The following is a 23,640-nucleotide window of genomic DNA, read 5'->3' on the forward strand; positions in this document are numbered from 1 at the left end:
GATGGCTTAAGTAGTTTTGCGATGAAAACGCAACAGGCCGCTCCCTCGCGGTGAGCGGCCTGTCATGGGTGCGCTAGGGGCTGTTGACGTTTGGTGAGTGGATCGCGTTTGAGCCGATTTGGGCCGGAAGCAAGGCGCACAGTCCGACGCATAGTCATTCTATGCAAGGACTGGGCAACGCGGCCTCCGGCCCAAAGCGGCCAAACCCGCAGGGCCGGGCGCCTTTCGCGCCGACTCTTCGTTGTTCCGCGCTGGCAGAGAATGACTATGCGGCGCGCGAAACGCCTCGATTCGTCGCAAAACGCATCCCGGCGCGACCGCCCATCAAACGTCAACAGCCCCTAGGCCCGTTTTAGAAAGCGAAGTGCTCGTCTTCCAATGCCATCAGCGGCTTGGCGCCGGATTTGATGCTGGCCTTCAGCGCTTCCACTTCCGGCAGCAGTTTGGCGTAGTAGAAGCGGGCAGTGGCGATCTTCGCTTGGTAGAAGGCGTCGTCGCCGTTGCCGAGCTTGGCGTAGGAGACTTCCGCCATGCGCGCCCACAGCCAGGCGTAGGTCAGGTGGCCCACCAGGCGCAGGTAGTCGGTGGCGGCGGCGCCGGCCTCATCTTTGTCCGACAGGCTGGCCATGCCGATGCCCATGGTGATTTCTCCTACTTCCTTCATCAGCTTGGACAGCGGGCCGACAAATTCGCCCAACTGCGCATGGCCTTCGTACTGCTGGCAGAACTTGTGGATCAGCTTGGTGAATTTGCGCAGCTTGGCGCCCTGGTCCAGCAATACTTTGCGGCCCAGCAGGTCGATCGCCTGGATGCCGTTGGTGCCTTCGTAGATTTGCGAGATGCGGCAGTCGCGCACCAGTTGCTCCATGCCCCATTCGCGGATGAAGCCGTGGCCGCCGAACACTTGCACGCCCAGGTTGGCGGCGGTGTAGCCGTTATCGGTCATGAAGGCCTTGGCCACCGGCGTCAGCAGCGCCACCAGGTCGGCGGCGTCGGCGCGGGCGGCGGCGTCCGGGTGCTTGTCCTCGATGTCCAGTTGCAGCGCCAGCAGGGCGGCCAAGGCGCGGCCGGCCTCGGTGTAGGCCTTCTGCGTCAGCAGCATGCGGCGCACGTCGGGGTGGACGATGATGGGATCGGCGGCCTTGTCCGGACATTTGGCGCCGTTCAGCGCGCGCATCTGCAGGCGTTCGCGGGCGTAGGCCAGCGCGCCCTGGAACGAGGCTTCGCCTATGCCCAGGCCCTGCATGCCGCAGCCGAGGCGGGCGGCGTTCATCATGGTGAACATGCAGGCCAGGCCCTTGTTCGGCTCGCCGATCAGCCAGCCTTGCGCGCCGTCCAGATTGATCACCGCGGTGGCATTGGCCTTGATGCCCATCTTGTGCTCCAGGCTGCCGCAGGAAACGGCATTGCGCACGCCCTTGTCCAGGAACTTCGGCACGATGAACAGAGAGATGCCCTTCACGTCCTTGGGCGCGTCCGGCAGGCGGGCCAGCACCAGGTGGATGATGTTGTCGGACAGGTCATGTTCGCCAGCGGAGATGAAGATCTTGGTGCCGGTGATGCGGTAGCTGCCATCGTCATTCGGCTCGGCCCTGGCTTTGAGCAGGCCGAGGTCGGTGCCGCAGTGCGGCTCGGTCAGGCACATGGTGCCGGTCCAGCTGCCGTCCACTAGTTTGGGCAGGTACTGCGCTTTTTGTTGTTCAGTGCCGTGGGCGTGAATGGCAGAATACGCGCCATGGGACAGGCCGGGGTACATCGACCAGGCCACATTGGCGGAGCACTGCATTTCCATGATGGGGAAGGCCATGCTCTTGGGCATGCCCTGGCCGCCGTAAGCGGGATCGCAATCCAGCGCCGGGAAACCCAGCTCGCAATACTGCTTGTAGGCTTCCTTGAAGCCGGCCGGCGTGGTGACGGACTTGGTGGCGCTGTCGAATTGGCAACCTTCCTCATCGCCCAAACGGTTCAACGGAGCGAGTTCGGATTCACAGAACTGGGCGGCCTGCTCCAAGTAGGCCTGGAAGATGTCCTGCGTCGCCTCTTCATAACCTGGCAACGTGGGGATGATGTCCTGTACCTTGATCAGTTCGTTGAGAACGAAATCAAAGTCGCGCAGCGGGGCTTGGTAAGCAGGCATTCGGTTTCTCCAGTTCGGTTGGTGCGGCCTGGTGCGTGCCAGGGCGATGCGTTTTATGATGCCCCTGATCTGAGGCGTGGTTTCATTCAAACGCTTGTTTAAATTATTCCCATGCTTTTGACAACCAAATTGCGCGCGAGTGCCCGGTAAACTGTGGCTTAACGGCAACGTGATGATTTGAATGCTGAATGACATTATTGAAACGAAAAATCCGCGCGTTTTCCGAGTGCCGGCATGAATGGTTCGCCCATCCCGCCTTGCGCTGGCTGGCGCCGTATCTGGACCATCCGGCGCTCTGGGCCTTCAACCGCCGCAAGGTGGCGATGGGCGTGGCGGTGGGTTTGTACTCGGGCGTGATGCCCGGCTTTACGCAGAAGGCCACCGCGCTGGCGCTGACCCTGCTGTTGCGGGTCAATCTGCCGGCGGCGATGGTGGTCTCGCTATACAGCAATCCCTTCACCGTGCTGCCCTTGTACTACTTGGCATATCGTTATGGCCGCTGCTTACTGGGCGAGACCGGGCCGGCTACAATGACTGCGCCGCCAAGCTTTTTTGGACTGGGGCCGATGGCCTGGCTGGGGCGGATGCTGGCTTGGCTGGCGGAGCTGGGCTGGCCCTTGCTGGTGGGCATGCCTGCCCTGGGGCTGACCTTGGGCGCGGCGGGCTATCTGGCCACGCGCGTCGTATGGCGCTGGGCGGTGGTCAGCGCATGGAACAATAGAAAGGCGAAATGTGAATCTGCTTGAGAAACAACTGTCTTCGGAACGGGTCTACCAAGGGGGCTTCCTGTCGGTGCACAAGGACATGGTGGAACTGCCCGACGGCAGGCAGGCGCCGCGCGAATATATCGTCCATCCCGGCGCGGTGGCCATACTGGCGCTGACGCCGCGGCAGGAGCTGGTGCTGGAGCGGCAATTCCGCTACCCGGCAGGCCGCGAGTTCATCGAGATTCCCGCCGGCAAAATCGATCCGGGCGAAGCGCCGGAAATCACCGCGCGTCGGGAATTATTGGAAGAAACCGGCTATCGTTCCGACAAATGGATATATTTGGGTACGGCCCACCCATGTATTGGTTATTCCAATGAAAAGATCAGCTACTATCTGGCACAAGACCTTGCGCTCAGCGAGCGGCAATTGGATGAGGGCGAGTTTCTGGAAGTGCTGACCCGACCGCTCGACGCAGCCATGGAAATGGTGTTGACCGGCGAAATCTGCGACAGCAAGTCGATTGTCGGCCTGCACTGGCTGGCGGCCTATCTGAGCGGGAGGATGCGAGGTGTCCCGATTTGACGCGTACTACGATCGCCGGCGCGGCCGGCGCATCAGCATGGGGTGCAAGGCGCGCATCAAGTGCCTGACCAACGGGCAGACCTTCTACGGCGAGTGCGTTGATCTGTCTGTGGATGGCATGGCCTTGCGCTCGGTCTTCGTGCCGCAATACGGCGAACGCTTGAACGTGATCGTGCTGGTGCCCGGGGTGGGCGGCGCGCCGGGCAAGCCGTTTGAGGCCGAGGTGGAGGTCAAACGCTGCAACGAGGTACAGCGTGGAACGATTTATGAGATTGGCGTCCGCATTGTTTTGCGTAAAAGCTGACAAACTATTGTTTTAAATAAATATATGGAAATTATTCCAGTTGAAATTACAAGCTTTTACTAAGCTTCATTTGTTGTTACAAAAATCTGAATTTAAAAAACGCTTATCGATTCAATAGCTTTTCTGTTTTACGGCTTCCCGCAAGATCGAGAAACCGCACATACCTGTTTTTTCCGGCCATTCCGTGCTGCTATGCTATACCCAAAAAAAGAACCGGAGACAAAGTCAGTACTCTAATTCAGCAAGGGGGACGACGAAGGCGACTCAGCCCTAGCCGCAACCACCTGCTACCAGCCAGGAGAGAGTCATGCACCCGGATATCTTCAGCCACTACGCAGTGCGCTACGATAAAACCCGCGAAGAAGAGTACACCATTCAGGAGTACCTGGAACTGTGCAAACAGGACCCGGGCGCCTACGCCACTGCCGCAGAACGCATGCTGGCAGCCATCGGGGAGCCGGAGTTGGTGGACACCCGCCACGATTCGCGGCTGTCACGCATTTTTTCCAACAAGGTCATCAAGGTCTATCCCGCCTTCCGCGACTTCTACGGCACCGAGGAAGTCATCGAGCAGGTGGTGGCGTATTTCCGCCACGCGGCTCAAGGCCTGGAAGAGAAGAAGCAGATTCTCTATCTGTTGGGGCCGGTAGGCGGCGGCAAGTCGTCCATCGCCGAGAAGTTGAAGGAGCTGATGGAGCTGGTGCCGTTCTATAGCCTGAAGGGCAGCCCGGTCAACGAGTCTCCGCTGGCCCTGTTCAACTATGACGAAGACGGCGCCATCCTGGAAGAACAGTACGGCATTCCGCGCCGTTACCTCAAAGGCATCCCCAGCCCATGGGCGGTGAAGCGCCTGCACGAGTTCAATGGCGACATCGGCCAGTTCCGCGTGGTCAAGCGCTACCCATCGGTGCTGAAGCAGATCGCCGTGGCCAAGACCGAACCGGGCGACGAGAACAACCAGGACATCAGCTCGCTGGTGGGTAAGGTCGATATCCGCAAGCTGGAAAAATACGCTCAGGACGATCCGGACGCTTACAGCTACTCCGGCGGTTTGTGCCTGGCTAACCAGGGCTTGCTGGAATTCGTCGAAATGTTCAAGGCGCCGATCAAGGTGCTGCACCCGCTGCTGACCGCTACCCAGGAAGGCAACTTCAAGGGCACGGAAGGTTTCGGCGCGATTCCGTTCGAGGGCATCATCCTGGCCCACTCCAACGAGAGCGAGTGGAAACAGTTCCGCAACAACAAGAACAACGAAGCCTTCCTCGACCGGATCTATATCGTCAAGGTGCCGTATTGCCTGCGCGTGACCGAGGAAATCAAGATCTACGACAAGCTGATCCGCAACTCTTCGCTGGGCAAGGCACCTTGCGCGCCCGGCACCTTGAAGATGATGGCCCAGTTCGCCGTGCTGTCGCGGCTGAAGGAGCCGGAAAACTCCAGCCTGTACAGCAAGATGCAGGTGTACGACGGCGATAACCTGAAAGACACGGATCCCAAGGCCAAGTCGCTGCAGGAATACCGCGACTACGCCGGCGTGGACGAGGGGATGGCGGGTCTGTCCACTCGCTTCGCCTACAAGATTCTGTCCAAGGTGTTCAACTTCGATCATAGCGAAGTGGCCGCTAACCCGGTGCATCTGCTGTACGTGATCGAGCAGCAGGTGGAGCGCGAGCAGTTCCCGGCCGAGACGGAACAGAAATACCTGACTTTCCTGAAGGAATATCTGGCGCCGAAATATGTCGAGTTCATCGGCAAGGAAATCCAGACCGCTTATCTGGAAAGTTATTCCGAATATGGCCAGAACATTTTCGACCGCTACGTGACTTTCGCCGATTACTGGATCCAGGATCAGGAATACCGCGATCAGGATACCGGCGAGATTTTCGACCGCACGTCGTTGAATGCCGAGCTGGAAAAGATCGAGAAACCTGCCGGGATTTCCAATCCCAAGGACTTCCGCAACGAGATCGTCAACTTCGTGCTGCGGGCCCGCGCCAACAATGGCGGCAAGAATCCGACCTGGACCAGCTACGAGAAGCTGCGCACGGTGATCGAGAAGAAGATGTTCTCCAACACCGAAGAGCTGCTTCCGGTCATTTCCTTCAATGCCAAGGCCAGTGCCGAGGATGCCAAGAAACACGAGGACTTCGTCAACCGCATGGTGGAAAAGGGTTACACCGCCAAGCAGGTGCGTCTGTTGTGCGAATGGTATCTGCGTGTGCGTAAGTCATCCTAAGCCGCCAGGCCCCCGCCGCTTGCGGCGGGGGCGGGAGGCGCCGGGCCGGGGCGGCCAGGCGACGAGGAGATACAACCGCGCGCGGGGTTGGACGGCAGGTTTCCAGGCGGGGCCTGCCGGCCGCGATTGCGCGCTAGAGAGGTGGCCATGTCCCACATCATAGACAGACGCCTCAACGGCAAGAACAAGTCGGCGGTCAATCGCGAACGCTTTCTTCGCCGTTTCAAGGCGCAAATCAAGGAAGCCGTCTCCAAGGCGATCAAGGGGCGGAGCATCACCGATATCGAAAGCGGGGAAAAGGTATCCATTCCGGTCAAGGATATTTCTGAACCGCATTTCCATCACGGCAAGGGCGGCGTTTGGGAAAACGTCCATCCCGGCAACGAGGAGTTCATCAAGGGCGACCGCATCCCCAGGCCGCAGGGCGGAGCGGGCGGCGGCGGCAGCAAGGCCAGCCAGGACGGCGAGGGCGAGGACGATTTCGTGTTCCAGCTGTCGCGCGAAGAGTTCATGAATGTGTTCTTCGACGATCTGGCCCTGCCCAACCTGATCAAGACCCAGTTGATGGGGATTGAAGAGCTGAAGACGGTGCGCGCCGGCTATACCAACGATGGCACGCCGGCCAATATCAATATTGTCCGCTCCTTGCGCGGCGCGCTGGCGCGCCGGGTGGCGATGTCTGCGCCGACGCTGGCCAGCCTGGATGACGCCGAGGAAGAGCTCGACACGCTGATCGAATCCGATGACGACAACGCCATCGAGGTGCGCGAGAAACGGCAGAAAATCCACCAGATGCGGGAGCGCTTGGCCTGCATTCCGTGGATAGACCCGTTCGACCTGCGCTACAACAACCGGGTGAAGCAGCCCAAGCCGACCAGCCAGGCGGTGATGTTCTGCATCATGGACGTGTCCGGCTCGATGGACGAGCAAAAGAAGGACATGGCCAAGCGCTTCTTCATCCTGCTGTACATGTTCCTGCAGCGGAATTACGAGAAGATCGAAGTGGTGTTCATCCGCCACCATACCAGCGCGGTGGAGGTCAATGAGCAGGACTTCTTCCACTCGCGCGAGAGCGGCGGCACCGTGGTGTCGTCGGCGCTGAACCTGATGAGCGACATCGTCAAGAAGCGCTACGCCAGCAGCGAATGGAACATCTACGCCGCCCAGGCCTCGGACGGCGACAACTGGGACAGCGATTCGGCCAATTGCGGCCGCATCCTGGAGGACGAGCTGCTGCCGTACTGCCAGTACTTCGCCTACATCGAAATCACCGAGGGCGAGCCGCAGAACCTGTGGTACGAGTACCTGAAGGTCAAGGCGCAATGCCCGCAGTTCGCCATGCAGAAGATCCGCTCGGCGTCGGACATCTATCCCGTATTCCGCGAACTGTTCAAGCGCCAGCCGGCGGGAAGGAGTGGCGCATGAAGCGGGAAAAGAAGGGGGAAAGCATGAAACCGATTTCCACCGGATCCGAATGGACCTTCGAATTGGTCGGCGAATACGACCGCGCCATCCGCGAGATCGCGGTAGACGAATTCAAGCTGGATGTTTACCCCAACCAGCTGGAAATCATCACGGCCGAGCAGATGATGGATGCGTACGCCTCAGTGGGCATGCCGGTCAATTACCACCACTGGAGCTATGGCAAACACTTCGTCTCCACGGAGAAAAGCTACAAGCGCGGCCAGATGGGGCTGGCCTATGAGATCGTGATCAACTCCAACCCCTGCATCGCCTATCTGATGGAAGAAAACTCCATGACGATGCAGGCGCTGGTGATCGCCCACGCCGCCTACGGCCACAACAGTTTCTTCAAGGGCAACTACCTGTTCCGTTCCTGGACCGACGCCTCCGCCATCATCGACTACCTGGTGTTCGCCAAGAGCTACATCATGAAGTGCGAAGAGCGCTATGGCATCGACGAGGTGGAAGAGTTGCTGGACTCCTGCCACGCGCTGATGAACTATGGCGTGGATCGCTACAAGCGGCCGCAGAAGTTGTCGCTGGCGCAGGAGCAGGCGCGGCAGGAAGAGCGCGAGCAGTATCTGCAGATGCAGGTCAACGACTTGTGGCGCACCATTCCCAAGCGCGACAAGGACGATTCCGGCAAGTCCGCGCCTCGCTTCCCGACGGAACCGCAGGAGAACCTGCTGTATTTCATCGAGAAATCCGCGCCGCTGCTGGAGCCTTGGCAGCGCGAGGTGGTGCGCATCGTGCGCAAGGTGGCGCAGTATTTCTACCCGCAGCGGCAGACTCAGGTGATGAACGAGGGTTGGGCCACCTTCTGGCATTACACCATCATGAATCGCCTGTACGACAAGGGCATGATCACCGACGGCGCCATGCTGGAGTTCCTGCAGAGCCACACCAATGTGGTGACGCAGCCGCCGGTGACGGCGCGCTGGTACAGCGGGATCAACCCTTATGCCTTGGGTTTCTCGATGTATCAGGACATCAAGCGGATCTGTCAGGCGCCGACCGACGAAGACCGGGCCTGGTTCCCGGATCTGGCCGGCACGGATTGGCGCGAGTCCCTGGAGTTCGCGATGCGCAATTTCAAGGACGAGAGCTTCATCTCGCAGTACCTGTCGCCCAAGTTGATTCGCGACTTCCGCTTGTTTGCGATCCGTGACGACGACAGGGACGACAAGCTGGAAATTTCGTGCATCCACGACGAAGAAGGCTACCGCGAAATCCGCAACCGGCTGGCCGATCAGTACAACCTGGGTTCGCGCGAGCCGAATATCCAGGTCTGGTCGGTCAATGTGCGCGGCGACCGCAGCCTGACGCTGCGCCACACCATGCATAACCGCCGCCCGCTGGAAGAGCAGAGCGCGCAGGAGGTGTTGAAGCATGTGTGCCGGCTGTGGGGCTTCGATGTCCGTCTGGAAAGCGTGGACGGCAATGGCGAAGTCAAGCAGCTGTTCGAGGTGCAGGCCAACAAGGACCCGGCGATGATCTGAAGCGCTTGGGCGTGACAGGCGGCGCCGCAAGGCGCCCGGCAATAGAGGCAGGCAACGCGCGCGTTGCCTGTTTTCATGACGCCATAGCTGCTTTCAAGCCAGCGCTGAGGGCGGGCTGGGAATCGCCTCGCTCAGGCGGTGCCGCCCACCGGGGAGAGCCGGCAATGCGAGCGGTCCTCGAAGCTGCCATTGGGCAGGCCCCAGGCGTGGGCGTAGTGCATCTGGCCGTTGGCCTCTATGCGGATGGTGATTTCCTGGCGGAACTGCTCGCTCAGGCTGCGCGGGCCGCTGGCGAATACCACTTCCAGCACGCCGTTGCCGCTCTCGGCCAGGCGAATGGCGGGATGAGGCAAAACGAAGGGCAGTTCGTCCATCACCGGCCACAAACACAGGGTGCCGTCCGGCTGGTAGCCGAGCAGGGTGGTTTCCCGGTGCAGGACTTCGCCATCGGTGCCGTTGGCGGTGTAGTGAAGCAGCAAGGCCCTCTGGCCGGGCAGCGCTTGCCAGTGCAGGCAACCGGTGAAGGTCTGGTCATCGTGATTGATGCCCTCGCCACAAAACTGATTGGGCAGCGATTGCAGAGCGGCAAGCAGAGGCATGGCTAACCTTCCGGTTGCATGGAGGAGGTAGTCAGGATGGCAGGTTTGACAGCCGCGCGCAATACGTCTTAGGGCCGCTAACACAACCCCTGATCCTGCGTTGTGCCTTCTTGCCGCATGACTTGTACTGTCTGCGTCGGCGCGCCTCGGCTCAGGTGTTCTTCAGCGGCTCTCAGCCCCTGGGAGCGTGGCCTGACAGGGGGATGAAGGCGCGCCACGGCTGGTCAGGATGCGTCAGTTCGGCCAGCCGCACGCCGTAAACTTGCTCCAGCCTTTCGAGCTGCATCATTTCGGCGGTGTTGCCATGCCCGGCGGCGCGGCCGTCATTCAGCAGCAGTACTTGGTCGGCATGGCGCAAGGCGAGATTGAGATCGTGCACGACGGCCAAGACGCCGATTTGCAGCTGGCGGCACAGCGCGCGGGCCTCGGTCATCAAGGCGTCGGACAGCGCGAAATCCAGCGCCGCAGTCGGCTCGTCCAGCAGCAGATAGCGCTGCGACTGATCGGACAGTAAAAGCTGGCACAGCGCGCGGGCCAGCTGCAAGCGCTGCTTTTCGCCGCCGGACAGCTGCGACAGCCGGCGCTTGCGCAGCGCCGTCGCATGAGTCAAGGCCAGTGCCTGATCGATGGCGGCATGGCTTTGCGCGCGTCCGGAGGCGGCGAGCGGGTAGGCGCCGGCCGCGACCAGTTGCTCCGCGGTCCAGTCTTCCGGCATGGGCGGGGCCTGCTCCATGACGGCGCGCCGCGCCGCCAGCTGGCGCTTGCTCAATGTCGACAATGGCTGGCCATCCAGCAGGATGTCGCCTTGGTCGGGCCGCCACAGGCCGGAGAGCAGTTTCAGCAAGGAGCTTTTGCCGGCGCCATTCGGCCCCAGCACTACCAGCAGCTCGCCCGCTTGCAGCGTCAGGCTGATGTCGTCCAGCACCTGCCTGCCGTTGCGGGTCAGCGAGAGATGGCGCGCCTCAAGCATCGCGGCCCTCCTGACGTTTCAGCAGCCATAAAAAGAACGGCGCTCCCAGCAGGCTGGTGATCACGCCCACCGGCAGCTCCGCCGGCGCCAGCAGCGAACGGGCCAGCCAATCGGAGCCGACGCTGAGCCAAGCGCCCAGCAGCGGAGCCGCCAGCAAAAGGCGGCGCGAGTCGCTGCCGACCAATTGCCGCGCCAGGTGCGGCGCCATCAGGCCGACGAAGCCTATCATTCCGCAATTCGATACCACCAAGCCGGCCGCCAGCGCCGCCAGCAGGATGATGGTCCACTCCTGGCGGCGCACCGGAAAGCCCAGGTAGAACGCCGCGCTCTCGCCCAGCTGCAGGGCATTGAGAAAGCGCCAGCGCTGGTATAGGCCCAGCCAGATCAGCGGCGCCGCGAGCAGCAAGACCAGGGTTTGCGGCCATTCCATGCTGGCGAAGCTGCCCATCAGCCAGAAAGTCACGGTGCGCAGCGAGCCGTCCGGCAAGGTGGTGATCAGCAGCGTCAGCAGGCTGCCGAGCAGGGTGCTGACGGCCAGTCCGCTGAGTATTAGCTGCTTGCCGTCGCGGTCGCTGCCCAGCAGGCGCACCAGAAGCAAAGCGGCGAAGCCGCCAAAGAAGCCCGCCGCCGCCACGCCGTACAGGCCGACGCCCAGGCTCAATGCCAATGCGGCGGCCAGCGCGGCGCCGCTATTGATGCCTATCAGGCCGGGTTCGGCCAGCGGATTGCGAAAGCGCGCCTGCACGGCGGCCCCGGCGCTGGCCAGCAAGATGCCGGCGCTGGCGGCGGCCAGCAGCCGCGGCAGCCGCAACTCCACCAGCAATTGCCATTCCAGAAGCGGTTGCGGCGCCAGCCGCAGCAGGCTGGCAGGCTGCAGATGGCTGTGGTGCAGCAGGGAAGCGCAGGCGGTGGCGCCTAGCAGAAACAGCAGCAGGGGAATCAGCGTCGAGAGGCGCATGGAGGGGAGGAGGGGCTTAGCCCCTCCGCGGATCAACGCAGGCCAAGCACATCCTGCATGTCGAACAGGCCGTGCGGTTTGTCGGACAGCCAGCGCGCGGCGCGCACGGCGCCGTTGGCGAAGGTGGCGCGGCTGGAGGCTTTGTGGCTGATTTCCACCCGCTCGCCCAGCGTGGCGAACAGCGCGGTATGGTCGCCCACCACGTCGCCGCCGCGGACGGTGGCGAAGCCTATGGTTTGCGGATCGCGCTCGCCGGTGACGCCCTCGCGGCCGTAGACGGCGCATTGCTTCAGGTCGCGGCCCAGCGCGTCGGCGATGACTTCGCCCATGCGCAGCGCGGTGCCGGACGGCGCATCCACCTTGAAGCGGTGGTGGGCTTCGATGATTTCGATATCGTAGCCTTCGTCCAGCACGCGGGCGGCCATGTCCAGCAGCTTGAAAGTCAGGTTCACGCCGACGCTGAAGTTGGCGGCGAATACGATGCCGATCTTGTCCGCAGCCTCGCGGATGGCGGCCTTGCCGGCATCGTCGAAGCCGGTGGTGCCGATCACCATGCGCACGCCGCGTTCGACGCAGGCCAGCATGTGTTCCAGCGTGCCTTCGGGGCGGGTGAAGTCGATCACCACGTCGGCGCCGTCCAGCGCGGCGATGAAGTCCGAACTGATGGCGACGCCGCTGTTGCGGCCGCAGAACAGGCCGGCATCCTGGCCGATGAAGCCGGAGTCGGCGCGGTCGATGGCGGCGTGCAGGCGGGTGCCGGACGTGTTCAGCACCGATTCGATCAGCACCCTGCCCATGCGGCCGGACGCGCCGACGATCACGATGTTCTGCGGATTCATGGCTTCTTCACTTGTTCAGCGGGGACGGCCAGCGGAGCCGAAGCGTCCAGTTGCTTGGGCGGCGGCGCTGGCTGCGATTGGCCCTCTACGCGGTCCAGCACATCGCCTTTGAAATAGACGGTCAGCAGCTTGTCGCTCTTCGGGTCCACTTTGCCGCCCTTGGCCTCGCTATACTTGTAGTCCCAGCGATTGGCATGGAAGGCGTCGGTAAGCAGCGGCGTGCCGAGCACGAAACGAACCTGGGCGCGGGTCATGCCCGGTTTGAGCTTGGCGACGGCGTCGGCGGTGACATAATTGCCTTGCTGAACTTCCACCTTGTGGGTCCAGTCCAGCGGATTCAGGGAACTGCAGCCAGAGACGGCGATGACAGCGGCGAAAATCAGGGCGCGCATGATACTCCGATTGACTCGAATGTTTATGAGGCTGTAATTAGGCAAAGCCGTCAAAAGGCTTTATCATGATTCGAAAACCGACACACTTTATATCACGATGAGCAAAGCCAGTCACCTCAAAGATATCGGCCTGAAAGCCACCGGACCGCGCCTGAAAATCCTGGATCTGTTCGAACAGGCCGACTCCGGGCATATGTCGGCCGAAGATGTCTACCGCAAGCTGTTAGCGGAAAACATCGACATCGGTCTCGCCACCATCTACCGCGTGCTGACGCAGTTCGAGCAGGCCGGCATTCTGGTGCGCCATCATTTCGAAACCGGCAAGGCCGTGTACGAATTGAACCAGGGCGGCCACCATGATCATATGGTATGCGTCAGCTGCGGCAAGGTGGTCGAGTTCTTCGATCCCGAGATCGAGGCGCTGCAGAACCGCATCGCCGAGCAGCATGGCTACCGCATCGTCGACCACGCGCTGTACATGTATGGCGAGTGCCCCGACTGCCTGGGCAAGGGCGGTCAGCGCGGATGATTCCCTGGCTCGGACCCGAGCCTGTCTTCCCGCCGGTGACGCAGGCGCTGAGTCATCCCAACGGCCTGCTGGCCGCCGGCGGCGATTTGTCCCCCAGGCGCATTCTTAGCGCCTATTGCGAGGGCATTTTCCCCTGGTTTTCCGAGGACGAACCCATTTTGTGGTGGTCGCCCGCGCCGCGCATGGTGCTGTATCCGGAAGAGCTGAAAGTCAGCCGTTCGCTGGCCAAGACCTTGCGCAATCTGGATTATGAGATACGCGTCGACAGCGCCTTTGACGAGGTGATGAGGGCCTGCGCCGAGCCGCGCGCTGGCCAGGACGGCACCTGGATCGTGCCCGAGATGGTGGCGGCCTATTGCCAGCTGCATCAGCTGGGCTATGCCCACAGTTTTGAAACCTGGATAGACGGCGAGCTGGCCGGCGGCTTGTATGGCGTGGCCATCGGGCGGATGTTCTATGGCGAGTCGATGTTTTCCCGCCGCACGGATGCGTCCAAGCTGGCTTTCGTCCACATGGTCCGTCATCTGGCCGGACAGGGAGTAGGCATGATCGACTGCCAGATGCATACCTCGCATCTGGCGAGTCTGGGCGCCCGGCTGGTGCCGCGCGATGTTTTTCTTGCTACGCTGAAGGAGCGGGTCGGGCAATCCCAGCCTGACCGGATGTGGGAATACCATTATCGCCATGAGCCATCGTGAAGCCGGCCAAGTTGCGGCCATCCATTTCTATGCCACCGCGCCTTATCCCTGCAGCTATCTGCCGGAGCGGCAAGCGCGTTCGCAGGTGGCGATCCCGGCCGAGGCGATAGACAGCGGGGTCTACAGCCAATTGGTGCGGCTGGGTTTCCGCCGCAGCGGCCTGTATACCTATCGTCCTTATTGCGATTCCTGCCAGGCATGCATCCCGGTGCGGCTGCCGGTCGGCCAGTTTCAGCCCAACAGGACGCAGCGCCGGGTATGGAAGCGGGCCTCGCCGCTCATCGCGCATTGGCTGCCGTTGCGGTTCGATGCCGAGCACTACGCCTTATACCGTTTGTATCAGCAAACCAGGCATGCCGGCGGCGGGATGTCGGAGGATGACGCCCAGCAATACAGCGAGTTCATTCTGAAGAGCGGGGTGGATAGCCATCTGGTGGAATTCAGGCAGGATGGAGTGCTGAAGATGGTCAGCCTGGTGGATAAATTGATAGACGGTTTGTCCGCTGTTTACACCTTCTACGATCCGGAAGACACCCAGATGAGCCTGGGCGTGTACAACGTGCTGTGGCAGGTGGAGCAGGCCAGGGAGATGGGGCTGGATTATGTTTATCTGGGCTATTGGATCGCAGACTGCCGCAAGATGTCGTACAAGTCGGCCTATCGTCCGCTGCAGATATTGCGCGGCGGGCGTTGGCAGTGGCTGCCGGAGCATGCGCGTGACGCGCTGGCGAGCGGAAAATGAAACAGGCCCGGAAGGGCCTGTTTGCTTTGCTGCGTTGTTTGCCTGATCAGTACGGCACGACGCGGTCGTTGCCGCCGCCGCTCAGCACTTTCACGCGCTGATTGGCGACAAACGGGATGTCGGCTTCCTGCACGATGGATACGGTGCGGCCGGTATCCAGCTTGACGGTGATTTCCAGCGCGTTCTTGGTCATCGCGCGTTGCGCGGCTTGAGTGCCGAAGCCGCCAGCCAGCGCGCCGACGATGGCACCGGCCGCCTGGCCCTTGCCGCCGCCGATATTGCTGCCCGCCAAGCCGCCCAGCGCGGCGCCGCCCAGGGTCAGCAGTTCGTTGTTGTCGCCTTCCATCTTCACGTTCTGCACCGAAACCACGGTGCCAAATTGCACGGTCTGCGCTTGGCGCATCTGGCTCTTGGAGTAAACGGCGGCGGAGTCCGAAGTAGCGCAGCCGCTAAGGATGCCTGCGCCGAGCAGGGCAATCAGGGTTGCGCGAGAAAAGGTAGAGATCATGTCCTGCTCCATTCTTTGGTTCAATTGCGAGCTTTTAGGTATTGTGCCACGGCTTTGCTGCATTCTCCCACCAATTCTGGTCCGCGGTAGATCAGGCCGCTGTAGAGTTGCACCAGCGTGGCGCCGGCATCCAGTTTTTCGACGGCGTCGTTGCCGGACAGGATGCCGCCAACACCTATGATAGGCAATGCGCCGTCAAGTTCCCGCGCCAGCTTGCGGATCACTGCGGTGGAGCGGCTGCGCACCGGGGCGCCGGACAGGCCGCCGGCCTCGTGTTCATGCGGGTGGCTGGCCACTTCGGCGCGAGATAGCGTGGTATTGGTGGCGATGACGCCGTCTATGCCCTTGTCTGTGAGCAGGCGGGCGATTTCCGTGATCTGCTCATCGTCTAGGTCCGGGGCGATCTTTACCGCCAGCGGCACGTAGCGGCCGTGCTGGTCGGCCAGCGCCTGTTGGCGTTGTTTCAGGGCAGCCAGCAGCTTGCCGAGTTCGTCGCCCTGCTGCAGTTGTCGCAGATTCTTGGTGTTGGGCGAGGAGATGTTGACGGTGACGTAGCTGGCCGCGGCGTAGACCTGGTCCAAGCAGGCCAAATAGTCGTCTACGGCGTTTTCTATCGGCGTGATCGCGTTTTTGCCGATATTGATGCCTAGCACGCCCTTGAATCGGCAGCGGCGCACGTTTTCCAGCAGCGCCGCCACACCGTGGTTGTTGAAGCCCATGCGATTGATGATGGCCTCGTGCTCCGGCAGGCGGAACAACCGGGGTTTGGGATTGCCGTCCTGCGGACGCGGGGTGACGGTGCCGATTTCGATGAAGCCGAAGCCCAGCGCCGCCAGCGCGTCGATATGGTCGCCGTTCTTGTCCAGGCCGGCGGCCAGGCCCACCGCATTGGGGAAGGTGATGCCCATGGCCTCCACCGGCTGGCGGATGGCCGGCGCCGCGGCCAGCGGGGTCAGATGCAGCCGGTGCGCGCGGTCCAGCATCTTCAGCGTGTGTTCATGGGCGGTTTCCGCGTCGAACTTGAACAGCAGCGGGCGCAGCAGCGGGTACAGCATGGCATTCTCCGGGCAGACAAATGCCCGGCATTATAACCGGGCATGGCGGCGGGGCTAGTGGGAATTACAGGATGCGGCAGGCTTCTTCGAAGCTGAAGCGCGGCGAGCGCGGGAACAGCTTGTCGGCTTCGCCGTAGCCCAGGTTGATCAGGAAGTTGGACTTGAAGCGGCCGTCCGGGAAGAAGGCGGCGTCCACTGCGGCGTTGTCGAAACCGGACATCGGGCCGCAATCCAGGCCCAGCGAGCGGGCGGCCAGGATCAGATACGCGCCTTGCAGCGTGCCGTTGCGGAAGGCAGTGGTGTTGATCAGCGCCTCATTGCCTTCGAACCAGCTCCTGGCGTCGGCGTGCGGGAATAGCTTGGGCAGTTCTTCATAAAAGCGCGTGTCGTGGGCGACGATCACGCAAACCGGCGCGGCCATGGTCTTTTCCACATTGCCTTCTGCCAGGCACGGCTTCAGCTTGGCCTTGGCCTCGGCGCTCTTGACGAACACCAGGCGCGCCGGCGAGCAGTTGGCGCTGGTCGGCGCCTGCTTCAGCAGGTCGTACAGCTGATGCAGCAGCTCGTCGTTCACCGGCCGCGGTTGCCAGTGGCTATGGGTGCGGGCGTTCAGGAACAGTTGTTCCAGCGTGGCGTGCGAAAGGGGAGTGCTCATGGTTTGACCTCGTTGGGGGTGGGGGATGCCTCGGCCGCTCCGGCAGTGTTGTTTGCCTGCACGGATATCGTCACGCGGCGATTGCGGGCGCGGCCCTCGGCTGTGGCGTTGTCGGCCGCGGGCAGGTTGGCGCCGTGGCCAACCGCGACCAGCCGCTGCGGCAGCACGCCGTTTTCCTCGAACAGCCGGACGATGCCGCCGGCGCGCGCCGCGGACAATTCCCAGTTGGACGGGAAGTTGGCTGTGCTGATCGGGACGTTGTCGGTAAAACCTTCCACCTTGATGGAGTTGTCCACGCCGGCCAGCAGCTTGGCCATGCTGGACATCAGCGGCAGCGACTGCGTGCTGGGTACGGCCTGGCCGACTGCGAACAGGGCGCTGTCGCGCACCTCTATCGTGATGCCCTGGTCGTTCTGGGTGATGGTGACTTCGCCGCTCTGCACCAGCGGGTTCAGCACTTTGGCCAGATTCTGCGTCAGCTGGCTGAGTTTGGCGGTTTCCTGGGCGGGATGGCCGGATTTGATGGCCTTGCCGATAGGCTTGGTCTGCGGAATTTCTATCAGGGTATTGGCGCCGCCGGTGGGCGGCGAGGTTTGCACCGTGACCATCGTTCCGCTGCGGAAGGCGTCCATGATGGCCGACGACATGACGCGGTATTTGCCCTCGTTCAGGGACGAGATGGCGTACATCACCACAAAGAAGGCAAACAGCAGGGTGATGAAGTCCGCGTAGGAGACCAGCCACCGCTCGTGGTTTTCGTGCTCTTCTTCATGCCGCTTGCGTCGGGATGCCATGGCCGCCTCCGCTGGATCAGAACAGTTTGGTGTCGAACAGCGACTTCACGCCGCCTGCGAATTCCACGCCGATGCGGCGCGCCACGCGGCTGGAGAAGTCGTCTTGCTGGGTGTAGTCCACGGTCTTTTCCGCCTTGACCACGTCGCGCGCGACCGAGGCCACGGTGCCGTAGCCGTCGGCCAGGCCCAGCGGGATGGCTTTTTCGCCCAGCCACACCATGCCGCTGAACAGCTGCGGGTCATTCTTCAGGCGGCTGCCGCGGCCGGCTTGCACGGCCTGGATGAACTGGGCGTGGATGTCATCCAGCAGCTGCTGGCGAATGGCCTCGTGCTTGGGATTGGTCGGCGAGAACGGATCGCCCATCGCCTTGTTTTCGCCCGAGGTCTTCAACCGGCGTTCCACGCCGAGTTTCTCCAGCGCGCCGGTAAAGCCGAAACCATCGGACAGCACGCCTATCGAGCCGACGATGCTGGCCTTGTCGACATAAATCTTGTCCGCGGCGGAGGCGATGTAATAGCAGCCGGACGCGCATACTTCGCTGACCACCACATAGACTGGAATATTGGCGTGCAGCTTCTTCAGCCGCCGGATTTCATCGTAGACCATGCCGGATAGCACCGGGCTGCCGCCGGGGCTGTTGGCGTCGATGATGATGCCTTTGGTGTTGCGGTCGCGGAAGGCTTCATCCAGCGCCTCGGTCATTTTCTTGCCGGTGTCGTTTTCGCTGGTGATGGCGCCGTCCAGCTGGATCACGGCGCTATGGCCGCTGCCGGTCAGGCTGGCGCCGGCCTTTTCCTCATTGCGCATGAACAGGCTGACGGCGATGAAGCCGATGATGGCCAGCCAGATCAGCCGGAAGAAGATTTTCCATTGCCGGCTGCGGCGTTGCTCCACCAAGGTGGCGGAGGCCAGTTTTTCCAGTAGTTGTCGTTCCCAGTTATGGGTGTCGCTCATGATCGATTTCGCTCCGGAGATAATCCCGGCAGTCTAGCAAAAATCATCCGGGCATGACATTGAGCCAGACTTGGCCGTTTTCTTCAATCACGTCGAGGGCAGTCAGCGATTGGCCTCGACATGGTCCCCAGCTGCAATAGCCGGTGGCGGGGTGGTAGCGCGCGCCGTGGGTGCTGCAGATCAGATGGTGGCCGCTCAGGTCGAACAGCTTGCCGTCCTGCAGGTCCAGCTCAATCGGGACATGGCAGCAACGGTTTAAATAGCCATGCACCTGGCCGCGGTAGCGGATGGCGAAGGCGGGCAGGCGGCTGCCGTCGGCTTGCGCGATTTCAAAACGGTAGGCCAGGCCGCCGTCTTCAAGTTGCGCCGAGGCGCAGATCAGCAGAGCCGGGGCAGCAGCCATGAGGCCAGCTCGGGCAGCGAGTGGACGATGGCGCGCGGCTGGCAACGCTGCAGATGCTCGCTGGCATGGGCGCCGTGGCTGATGCCTATGCCGTGGCAGCCTGCATGGTTCGCCATCAGCAGGTCGTGGCTGGTGTCGCCGATCATCAGCGTGCGGCGGCACTCCACGCCAAAGACGTCGGTCAGCTGCAACAGCATGTCCGGATGCGGCTTGGAGTGGCATTCGTCCACGGTGCGGGTGGCGTCAAACAGCTCCGCTATGCCGGCTGCCGCGAGCGCGCGGTCCAGGCCGGCGCGGCTGCTGCCGGTGGCGATGGCGACGAAGACGCCGTGGGCGCGGATGGCTTCCAGCGTTTCGCGGGCGGCGTCGAACAGGGTGACTTGGTCCAGATTGGCCTGGTAGTGGCGGCGGAAGGCGTCGATCAAATCCGGCATGCGATCAGCTTGCTGCTCCGGGCAGAACTGCTGCATCGCATCGGCCAGCCGCAGGCCGATGACGTGGCTGGCGGCCTCGCGCTCCGGAACGGGGAAGGCGAGGTCGCGGCAGGCTTGCTGGATGGCATGGACGATATGGCCAGTCGAGTCCATCAGCGTGCCATCCCAGTCGAACACTACCAGATCATACTCACGCATCAGCGCCGCTCCAGGGTTTTCAGGAATTTTTCCAGCTCCGGCGGCAACGGCGCTTCCAGCTTCAGCGGGGCGCCGGTCAGCGGGTGCGGCAGGCTCAGGCTTCGGGCATGCAGGAACATGCGTTTCAGGCCGCGTTTGGCCAGTTCCTTGTTCAGCGCGAAGTCGCCGTATTTCTCGTCGCCGGCGATGGCGCAGCCATTGGCCTGCATATGCACGCGGATCTGGTGGGTGCGGCCGGTGCGCAGGTGGGCTTCCACCAGCGTGAATTCCGTGTAGCGCTGCTGGATGGCGAAGTTGGTGTGGGCGTATTGGCCGTCGTCGCCTTCCGCTACCTTGACCCGGCGCTCGCCGTCCGGCGTGTGGAACTTGAACAGCGGCAGTTTCACCTGTTTGATGTTTTCCGGCCAGTGGCCAGTGGCCAGCGCCAGATAGCGCTTGTCCGGCACGTTGTCGCGCATCATGTCGTGCAGCTTGGTCAGCGCGGAGCGTTTTTTGGCCAGCATCAGCAGGCCGGAGGTTTCGCGGTCCAGCCGGTGCACCAGCTCAAGATAGCGCCATTCCGGGTGGGCGCGCCGCAATTGCTCGATCACGCCGAAGGACACCCCGCTGCCGCCGTGCACGGCCACGCCGGCCGGCTTGTTGATCACCAGCAGCGCGTCGTCCTCGTAGATGACCGGGAAAGTGGCGGCCGGCACGACTTTTTCCGGGCGCTCGGCGATGCGGATCGGCGGAATGCGCAGCGTGTCCCCGTCCGCCACTCGGTAGCTGGCGTCGACGCGGCCCTTGTTCACGCGCACCTCGCCGGAGCGCAGAATGCGGTAGATATGGCTCTTCGGCACCCCCTTGAGCAGCCGCTGCAGGTAGTTGTCCAGCCGCTGGCCGGCATCTTCTGCGGTGACTTCAAGGAAGGTTACGGAATCTTTGCGAATGTCTGTCATATTGCTTATACTTGTGGCGCTGTCCGTGGTGCGTGGCACCCTAGAGCGGACGGCGGCCGGAAAACCACGATCACGGGTTGTTTTGCGTGATGCTGCTGCGGAGATCCGAAATGGCCGGCAGGGGCCAACTCCTGACCTGATGCCGTTTGTCACAGCCGCAGCCAAGGTTAACTCGCTCACCGAAAAGTAGCGATGGTAATGCATTTATACGCATAACGCACTCACGAGTATTCCATCTTTCGATGCCAAGCCAGTCGAGAGATTTCGCAGCGAAGTTTGACCCGGCATGCCAGCCGTCCTGCTGTGTTTGTCCCGCCTGGTAGGCGGGATCGGCGACAACGCCGATGCGCCGGTTGCGCACAGAATAGCGGGGCTGCATGTGACTCAATTCAGGAAGTAGGCTGTCAAAGCAAACCTGTTTTTCTCGATCTTTACCTCGACACTTCTTTCGGAAAGCGCCCATTTATAGTCACTGGGCCGTCAAATACTGGCTGCGTCCTTGCGTGAGTGCTGCGCAAGGAATGTAAATGAAACGTATGTTGTTCAACGCGACGCAAGCTGAAGAGCTGCGCGTCGCCATTGTCGATGGGCAAAAGCTCGTCGACCTCGATATCGAGACCGTAGGCAAAGAGCAGCGCAAGGGGAATATCTACAAGGGTGTGATCACCCGCATCGAACCTTCGCTGGAAGCCTGCTTTGTCGATTACGGCACGGAACGCCACGGCTTCCTGCCGTTCAAGGAAGTGTCCCGCTCCTATTTCCAAGGCTATGAAGGCGGTCGTCCGCGCATTCAGGACGTGCTGCGCGAAGGCATGGAAGTGGTGGTGCAGGTGGAGAAGGACGAGCGCGGCAATAAAGGCGCGGCGCTGACCACCTATATCAGCCTGGCCGGCCGTTATCTGGTGCTGATGCCTAACAACCCGCGTGGTGGCGGCGTATCGCGCCGCATCGAGGGCGAGGAGCGCCAGGAGCTGAAAGACCTGCTGTCGCAGCTGGAAGTGCCTCACGGCATGAGCCTGATCGCCCGCACCGCCGGCATCGGCCGCAATCTGGAAGAGCTGCAGTGGGACATGGGTTACCTGATGCAGCTGTGGCGCGCCATCGAAGGCGCCGCCGGCGCGCAATCTGCTCCGTTCCTGATCCTGCAGGAAGGCAGTCTGGTGATCCGCGCGATCCGCGACTACTTCCACCCGGACATCGGCGAAGTGCTGATCGACACCGACGAAATCCACGACCAGGCCCGCCAGTTCATGAGCCATGTCATGCCTAACATGCTGTCGCGTGTGAAGCTGTACAAGGATCATGTGCCGCTGTTCTCCCGCTTCCAGATCGAACACCAGATCGAAACCGCCTTCTCGCGCAGCGTGCAGCTGCCGTCCGGCGGCGCCATCGTGATCGACCACACCGAAGCGCTGGTGTCGGTCGACGTCAACTCGGCGCGCGCCACCAAGGGCGCCGACATCGAGGAAACCGCAGTCCGCACCAACCTGGAAGCGGCCGAAGAGATCGCCCGCCAGCTGCGTCTGCGCGACTTGGGCGGCCTGGTGGTGATCGACTTCATCGACATGGAAAACCCGAAGAACCAGCGCGACGTGGAAAACCGCCTGCGCGACGTTCTGAAGCATGACCGCGCCCGCGTGCAGATGGGCAAGCTGTCCCGCTTCGGCCTGCTGGAGCTGTCCCGTCAGCGTCTGCAGCCGTCGCTGGGCGAGACCAGCCACGAGCCGTGCCCGCGTTGCCATGGCATCGGCTTCATCCGCGGCACCGAATCGTCCGCGCTGCACATCTTGCGCATCATCCAGGAAGAGGCGATGAAGGAAAACACCGGCGCGGTGCACGCGCAGGTGCCGGTCGATGTGGCCACCTTCCTGCTGAACGAGAAGCGCGCCGAGATCCACTCCATCGAAGAACGCCTCGATGTGGACGTGGTGCTGATCCCGAACATCCACCTGGAAACGCCGCATTACAAGATCGTGCGCGTGCGCCACGACGACCTGGCCGAAGTGGGCGAGGCCGCGAGCTACACCCGCGTCGAAGTGCAGGAAGAGGATGTGATCACCAACTTCGGCCAGGAAAAGCCGAAGGTGGTGCGCCAGGAAGCCGCGGTCAAGGGCATCACGCCGCAGCAACCGGCGCCGACCGCTGCGCCGGCCCCGGCCGCCAAGCCGGTGGAGCAGGCTGGCCTGTTCTCCGGCATCGTGTCCTGGTTCAAGGGCCTGTTCGCGGAGCCGGAGAAGGTTGCCGAGCCGGAGAAGAAAAAGCCGGCTCCCGCAGCCGCCCGCAACGAGCAGCGCGGCAACCGTTCGCGTCAGCAGGAGCGCCGTACCGGCGCCCAGGCTCGCCGCGAGCACGAGCAGCGTCGCCAGACCGTTCAGGATGACGTGAAGCCGCGTCGCCAAGACGAGCGCAAGGATGCGGAGCGCCCGGAACGCAAGGATGCGGAGCGCAAGGAGCCTGGTCGCGAACGCGAAGAGCGCAACGAGCAGCAGCGCGAGCGCGGCAATCGCCGCCGCGAGCGCGAGGGCCGCGAGCCGCGCGAAGCGAAGGAAGTCCGCGAGCAGCAGCCGCGTGAAGAGCGCGTGAGCGACAAGGCTGAAAAGCAGGACAAGCCGCAGCAGGAGCCGCGTCGCCGTCAGGCGCCGGTGGCTGCTCCGGTTGAGGCTGAGAAGCCGCTGGTGCAGGAAGAATTGCGCGCCGAAGGCATCGAAGGCGAGCAGGCCGAGCAGCAGGAACGCGGCGAGCGCCGCCGTCGCCGCAGTCGCCGCGATCGTCGTCGCGACAATCCGGAAGCCCAGGTGGAAGGCGTAGCCGCCGAAACTGGCGCCGAAGTTCCGTTGGCGGAAGCCGCCGGCGTGGCCGCCGCAGCCGCCGTGGCGGTGGCTGCGGTGGAAGTGGCAAGCGAAGCGCCTGCAGCCCAGCTGGTGGAAGTGGAAACCAAGCCCGCCGAAGCGGTGGCGAGCGAAGTCGCTGCTCCTGTGGCCGTGCTTGAGGCGGCGCCGGCGGTGGCTGAAGTCGCCGAAGTGGCCGAGCCTATCGTGGTGGA

Annotated in this window: 24 protein-coding genes; 10 read left to right on the forward strand and 14 right to left on the reverse strand. The window is 62.4% G+C overall.

Annotated elements, in window-relative coordinates; genetic code table 11:
• Positions 1–352 precede the first annotated feature (352 nt).
• Positions 353–2,137, reverse strand: coding sequence for an acyl-CoA dehydrogenase C-terminal domain-containing protein (locus tag C2134_RS09150; protein WP_103319416.1), 1,785 nt, complete (start codon positions 2,135–2,137; stop codon positions 353–355).
• 188 nt (positions 2,138–2,325) lie between these two features.
• On the opposite strand from C2134_RS09150, the gene C2134_RS09155 reads away from it, so the two are divergent.
• The 6 genes from C2134_RS09155 to C2134_RS09180 all read left to right on the forward strand — a co-directional run bounded on the left by C2134_RS09155 (position 2,326) and on the right by C2134_RS09180 (position 8,930).
• Positions 2,326–2,883: a DUF2062 domain-containing protein gene (locus tag C2134_RS09155; protein WP_043628393.1), complete on the forward strand. Its 558-nt coding sequence runs from the start codon at positions 2,326–2,328 to the stop codon at positions 2,881–2,883.
• Positions 2,870–3,427 carry an NUDIX domain-containing protein gene (locus tag C2134_RS09160; RefSeq protein WP_103319418.1) on the forward strand — a complete coding sequence of 186 codons (558 nt, stop codon included), beginning with the start codon at positions 2,870–2,872 and terminating at the stop codon, positions 3,425–3,427. Before C2134_RS09155 ends, C2134_RS09160 begins: the two co-directional genes overlap by 14 nt.
• Positions 3,414–3,731 carry a PilZ domain-containing protein gene (locus tag C2134_RS09165; protein WP_103319420.1) on the forward strand — a complete coding sequence of 106 codons (318 nt, stop codon included), beginning with the start codon at positions 3,414–3,416 and terminating at the stop codon, positions 3,729–3,731. The genes C2134_RS09160 and C2134_RS09165 overlap by 14 nt, the downstream gene beginning before the upstream one ends.
• Positions 3,732–4,038: 307 nt before the next feature.
• A complete protein-coding gene (locus C2134_RS09170) occupies positions 4,039–5,967 on the forward strand; it encodes a PrkA family serine protein kinase (RefSeq protein ID WP_103319422.1) in 1,929 nt (642 codons plus the stop codon).
• 147 nt (positions 5,968–6,114) lie between these two features.
• Positions 6,115–7,392 (forward strand): YeaH/YhbH family protein, encoded by a 1,278-nt coding sequence (locus tag C2134_RS09175; RefSeq protein ID WP_103319462.1) that lies wholly within the window; start codon positions 6,115–6,117, stop codon positions 7,390–7,392.
• Complete coding sequence (locus C2134_RS09180) at positions 7,389–8,930, forward strand: SpoVR family protein (RefSeq protein WP_233196399.1); 1,542 nt, start codon at positions 7,389–7,391, stop codon at positions 8,928–8,930. Before C2134_RS09175 ends, C2134_RS09180 begins: the two co-directional genes overlap by 4 nt.
• 131 nt (positions 8,931–9,061) lie before the next feature.
• Here the strand turns inward: C2134_RS09180 and C2134_RS09185 are convergent, their stop codons facing one another.
• The 5 genes from C2134_RS09185 to C2134_RS09205 form a co-directional block, all read right to left on the reverse strand.
• Positions 9,062–9,529: a hypothetical protein gene (locus tag C2134_RS09185; RefSeq protein ID WP_103319424.1), complete on the reverse strand. Its 468-nt coding sequence runs from the start codon at positions 9,527–9,529 to the stop codon at positions 9,062–9,064.
• Between the two features lie 172 nt (positions 9,530–9,701).
• On the reverse strand, positions 9,702–10,499 hold the full coding sequence (locus tag C2134_RS09190) for an ATP-binding cassette domain-containing protein (RefSeq protein WP_103319426.1): 798 nt from the start codon (positions 10,497–10,499) through the stop codon (positions 9,702–9,704).
• Positions 10,492–11,457 (reverse strand): FecCD family ABC transporter permease, encoded by a 966-nt coding sequence (locus C2134_RS09195; RefSeq protein ID WP_103319428.1) that lies wholly within the window; start codon positions 11,455–11,457, stop codon positions 10,492–10,494. Before C2134_RS09195 ends, C2134_RS09190 begins: the two co-directional genes overlap by 8 nt.
• A 32-nt stretch (positions 11,458–11,489) precedes the next feature.
• Complete coding sequence (gene dapB, locus C2134_RS09200) at positions 11,490–12,296, reverse strand: 4-hydroxy-tetrahydrodipicolinate reductase (protein WP_103319431.1); 807 nt, start codon at positions 12,294–12,296, stop codon at positions 11,490–11,492.
• On the reverse strand, positions 12,293–12,688 hold the full coding sequence (locus tag C2134_RS09205) for an outer membrane protein assembly factor BamE (protein WP_103319433.1): 396 nt from the start codon (positions 12,686–12,688) through the stop codon (positions 12,293–12,295). Before C2134_RS09205 ends, dapB begins: the two co-directional genes overlap by 4 nt.
• A 97-nt stretch (positions 12,689–12,785) precedes the next feature.
• On the opposite strand from C2134_RS09205, the gene fur reads away from it, so the two are divergent.
• Genes fur through C2134_RS09220 form a run of 3 tightly spaced genes read left to right on the forward strand, consistent with a single transcriptional unit; the run spans position 12,786 to position 14,657 of the window.
• Entirely contained in the window at positions 12,786–13,217 is a 432-nt protein-coding gene (gene fur, locus C2134_RS09210; RefSeq protein WP_103319434.1) for a ferric iron uptake transcriptional regulator, read from the forward strand.
• Positions 13,214–13,915 carry a leucyl/phenylalanyl-tRNA--protein transferase gene (gene aat, locus C2134_RS09215; RefSeq protein ID WP_103319436.1) on the forward strand — a complete coding sequence of 234 codons (702 nt, stop codon included), beginning with the start codon at positions 13,214–13,216 and terminating at the stop codon, positions 13,913–13,915. Before fur ends, aat begins: the two co-directional genes overlap by 4 nt.
• The gene (locus C2134_RS09220) at positions 13,902–14,657 is read left to right on the forward strand and encodes an arginyltransferase (RefSeq protein WP_103319438.1); all 756 of its coding nucleotides are present in this window, start codon (positions 13,902–13,904) and stop codon (positions 14,655–14,657) included. The genes aat and C2134_RS09220 overlap by 14 nt, the downstream gene beginning before the upstream one ends.
• Before the next feature lie 46 nt (positions 14,658–14,703).
• On the opposite strand, the gene C2134_RS09225 is transcribed toward C2134_RS09220, so the two are convergent.
• The 8 genes from C2134_RS09225 to C2134_RS09260 all read right to left on the reverse strand — a co-directional run bounded on the left by C2134_RS09225 (position 14,704) and on the right by C2134_RS09260 (position 20,597).
• A complete protein-coding gene (locus tag C2134_RS09225) occupies positions 14,704–15,165 on the reverse strand; it encodes an outer membrane lipoprotein (protein WP_103319466.1) in 462 nt (153 codons plus the stop codon).
• A gap of 20 nt (positions 15,166–15,185) precedes the next feature.
• Positions 15,186–16,220 (reverse strand): quinone-dependent dihydroorotate dehydrogenase, encoded by a 1,035-nt coding sequence (locus C2134_RS09230; RefSeq protein ID WP_103319440.1) that lies wholly within the window; start codon positions 16,218–16,220, stop codon positions 15,186–15,188.
• 64 nt (positions 16,221–16,284) lie between these two features.
• Positions 16,285–16,875, reverse strand: coding sequence for a malonic semialdehyde reductase (locus tag C2134_RS09235; protein WP_103319442.1), 591 nt, complete (start codon positions 16,873–16,875; stop codon positions 16,285–16,287).
• A complete protein-coding gene (gene motD, locus C2134_RS09240) occupies positions 16,872–17,669 on the reverse strand; it encodes a flagellar motor protein MotD (RefSeq protein WP_103319444.1) in 798 nt (265 codons plus the stop codon). Before motD ends, C2134_RS09235 begins: the two co-directional genes overlap by 4 nt.
• Positions 17,670–17,685: 16 nt before the next feature.
• Positions 17,686–18,624, reverse strand: a complete 939-nt coding sequence (locus C2134_RS09245; RefSeq protein WP_103319446.1) for a S49 family peptidase — start codon at positions 18,622–18,624, stop codon at positions 17,686–17,688.
• A gap of 43 nt (positions 18,625–18,667) precedes the next feature.
• Positions 18,668–19,027 (reverse strand): Rieske (2Fe-2S) protein, encoded by a 360-nt coding sequence (locus tag C2134_RS09250; RefSeq protein WP_103319448.1) that lies wholly within the window; start codon positions 19,025–19,027, stop codon positions 18,668–18,670.
• Positions 19,003–19,659, reverse strand: a complete 657-nt coding sequence (locus tag C2134_RS09255) for an HAD family hydrolase (protein ID WP_103319450.1) — start codon at positions 19,657–19,659, stop codon at positions 19,003–19,005. Before C2134_RS09255 ends, C2134_RS09250 begins: the two co-directional genes overlap by 25 nt.
• Positions 19,659–20,597 (reverse strand): RluA family pseudouridine synthase, encoded by a 939-nt coding sequence (locus C2134_RS09260; RefSeq protein WP_103319452.1) that lies wholly within the window; start codon positions 20,595–20,597, stop codon positions 19,659–19,661. The genes C2134_RS09255 and C2134_RS09260 overlap by 1 nt, the downstream gene beginning before the upstream one ends.
• A gap of 527 nt (positions 20,598–21,124) precedes the next feature.
• Between C2134_RS09260 and C2134_RS09265 the strand changes: the two genes are divergently transcribed.
• Positions 21,125–23,640: Rne/Rng family ribonuclease (locus C2134_RS09265; protein ID WP_103319468.1), on the forward strand; the 2,516-nt coding region annotated here is incomplete at its 3' end.

Origin of the sequence: Chromobacterium sinusclupearum, assembly GCF_002902845.1 — a bacterium.
Classification (GTDB): Bacteria; Pseudomonadota; Gammaproteobacteria; order Burkholderiales; family Chromobacteriaceae; genus Chromobacterium; species Chromobacterium sinusclupearum.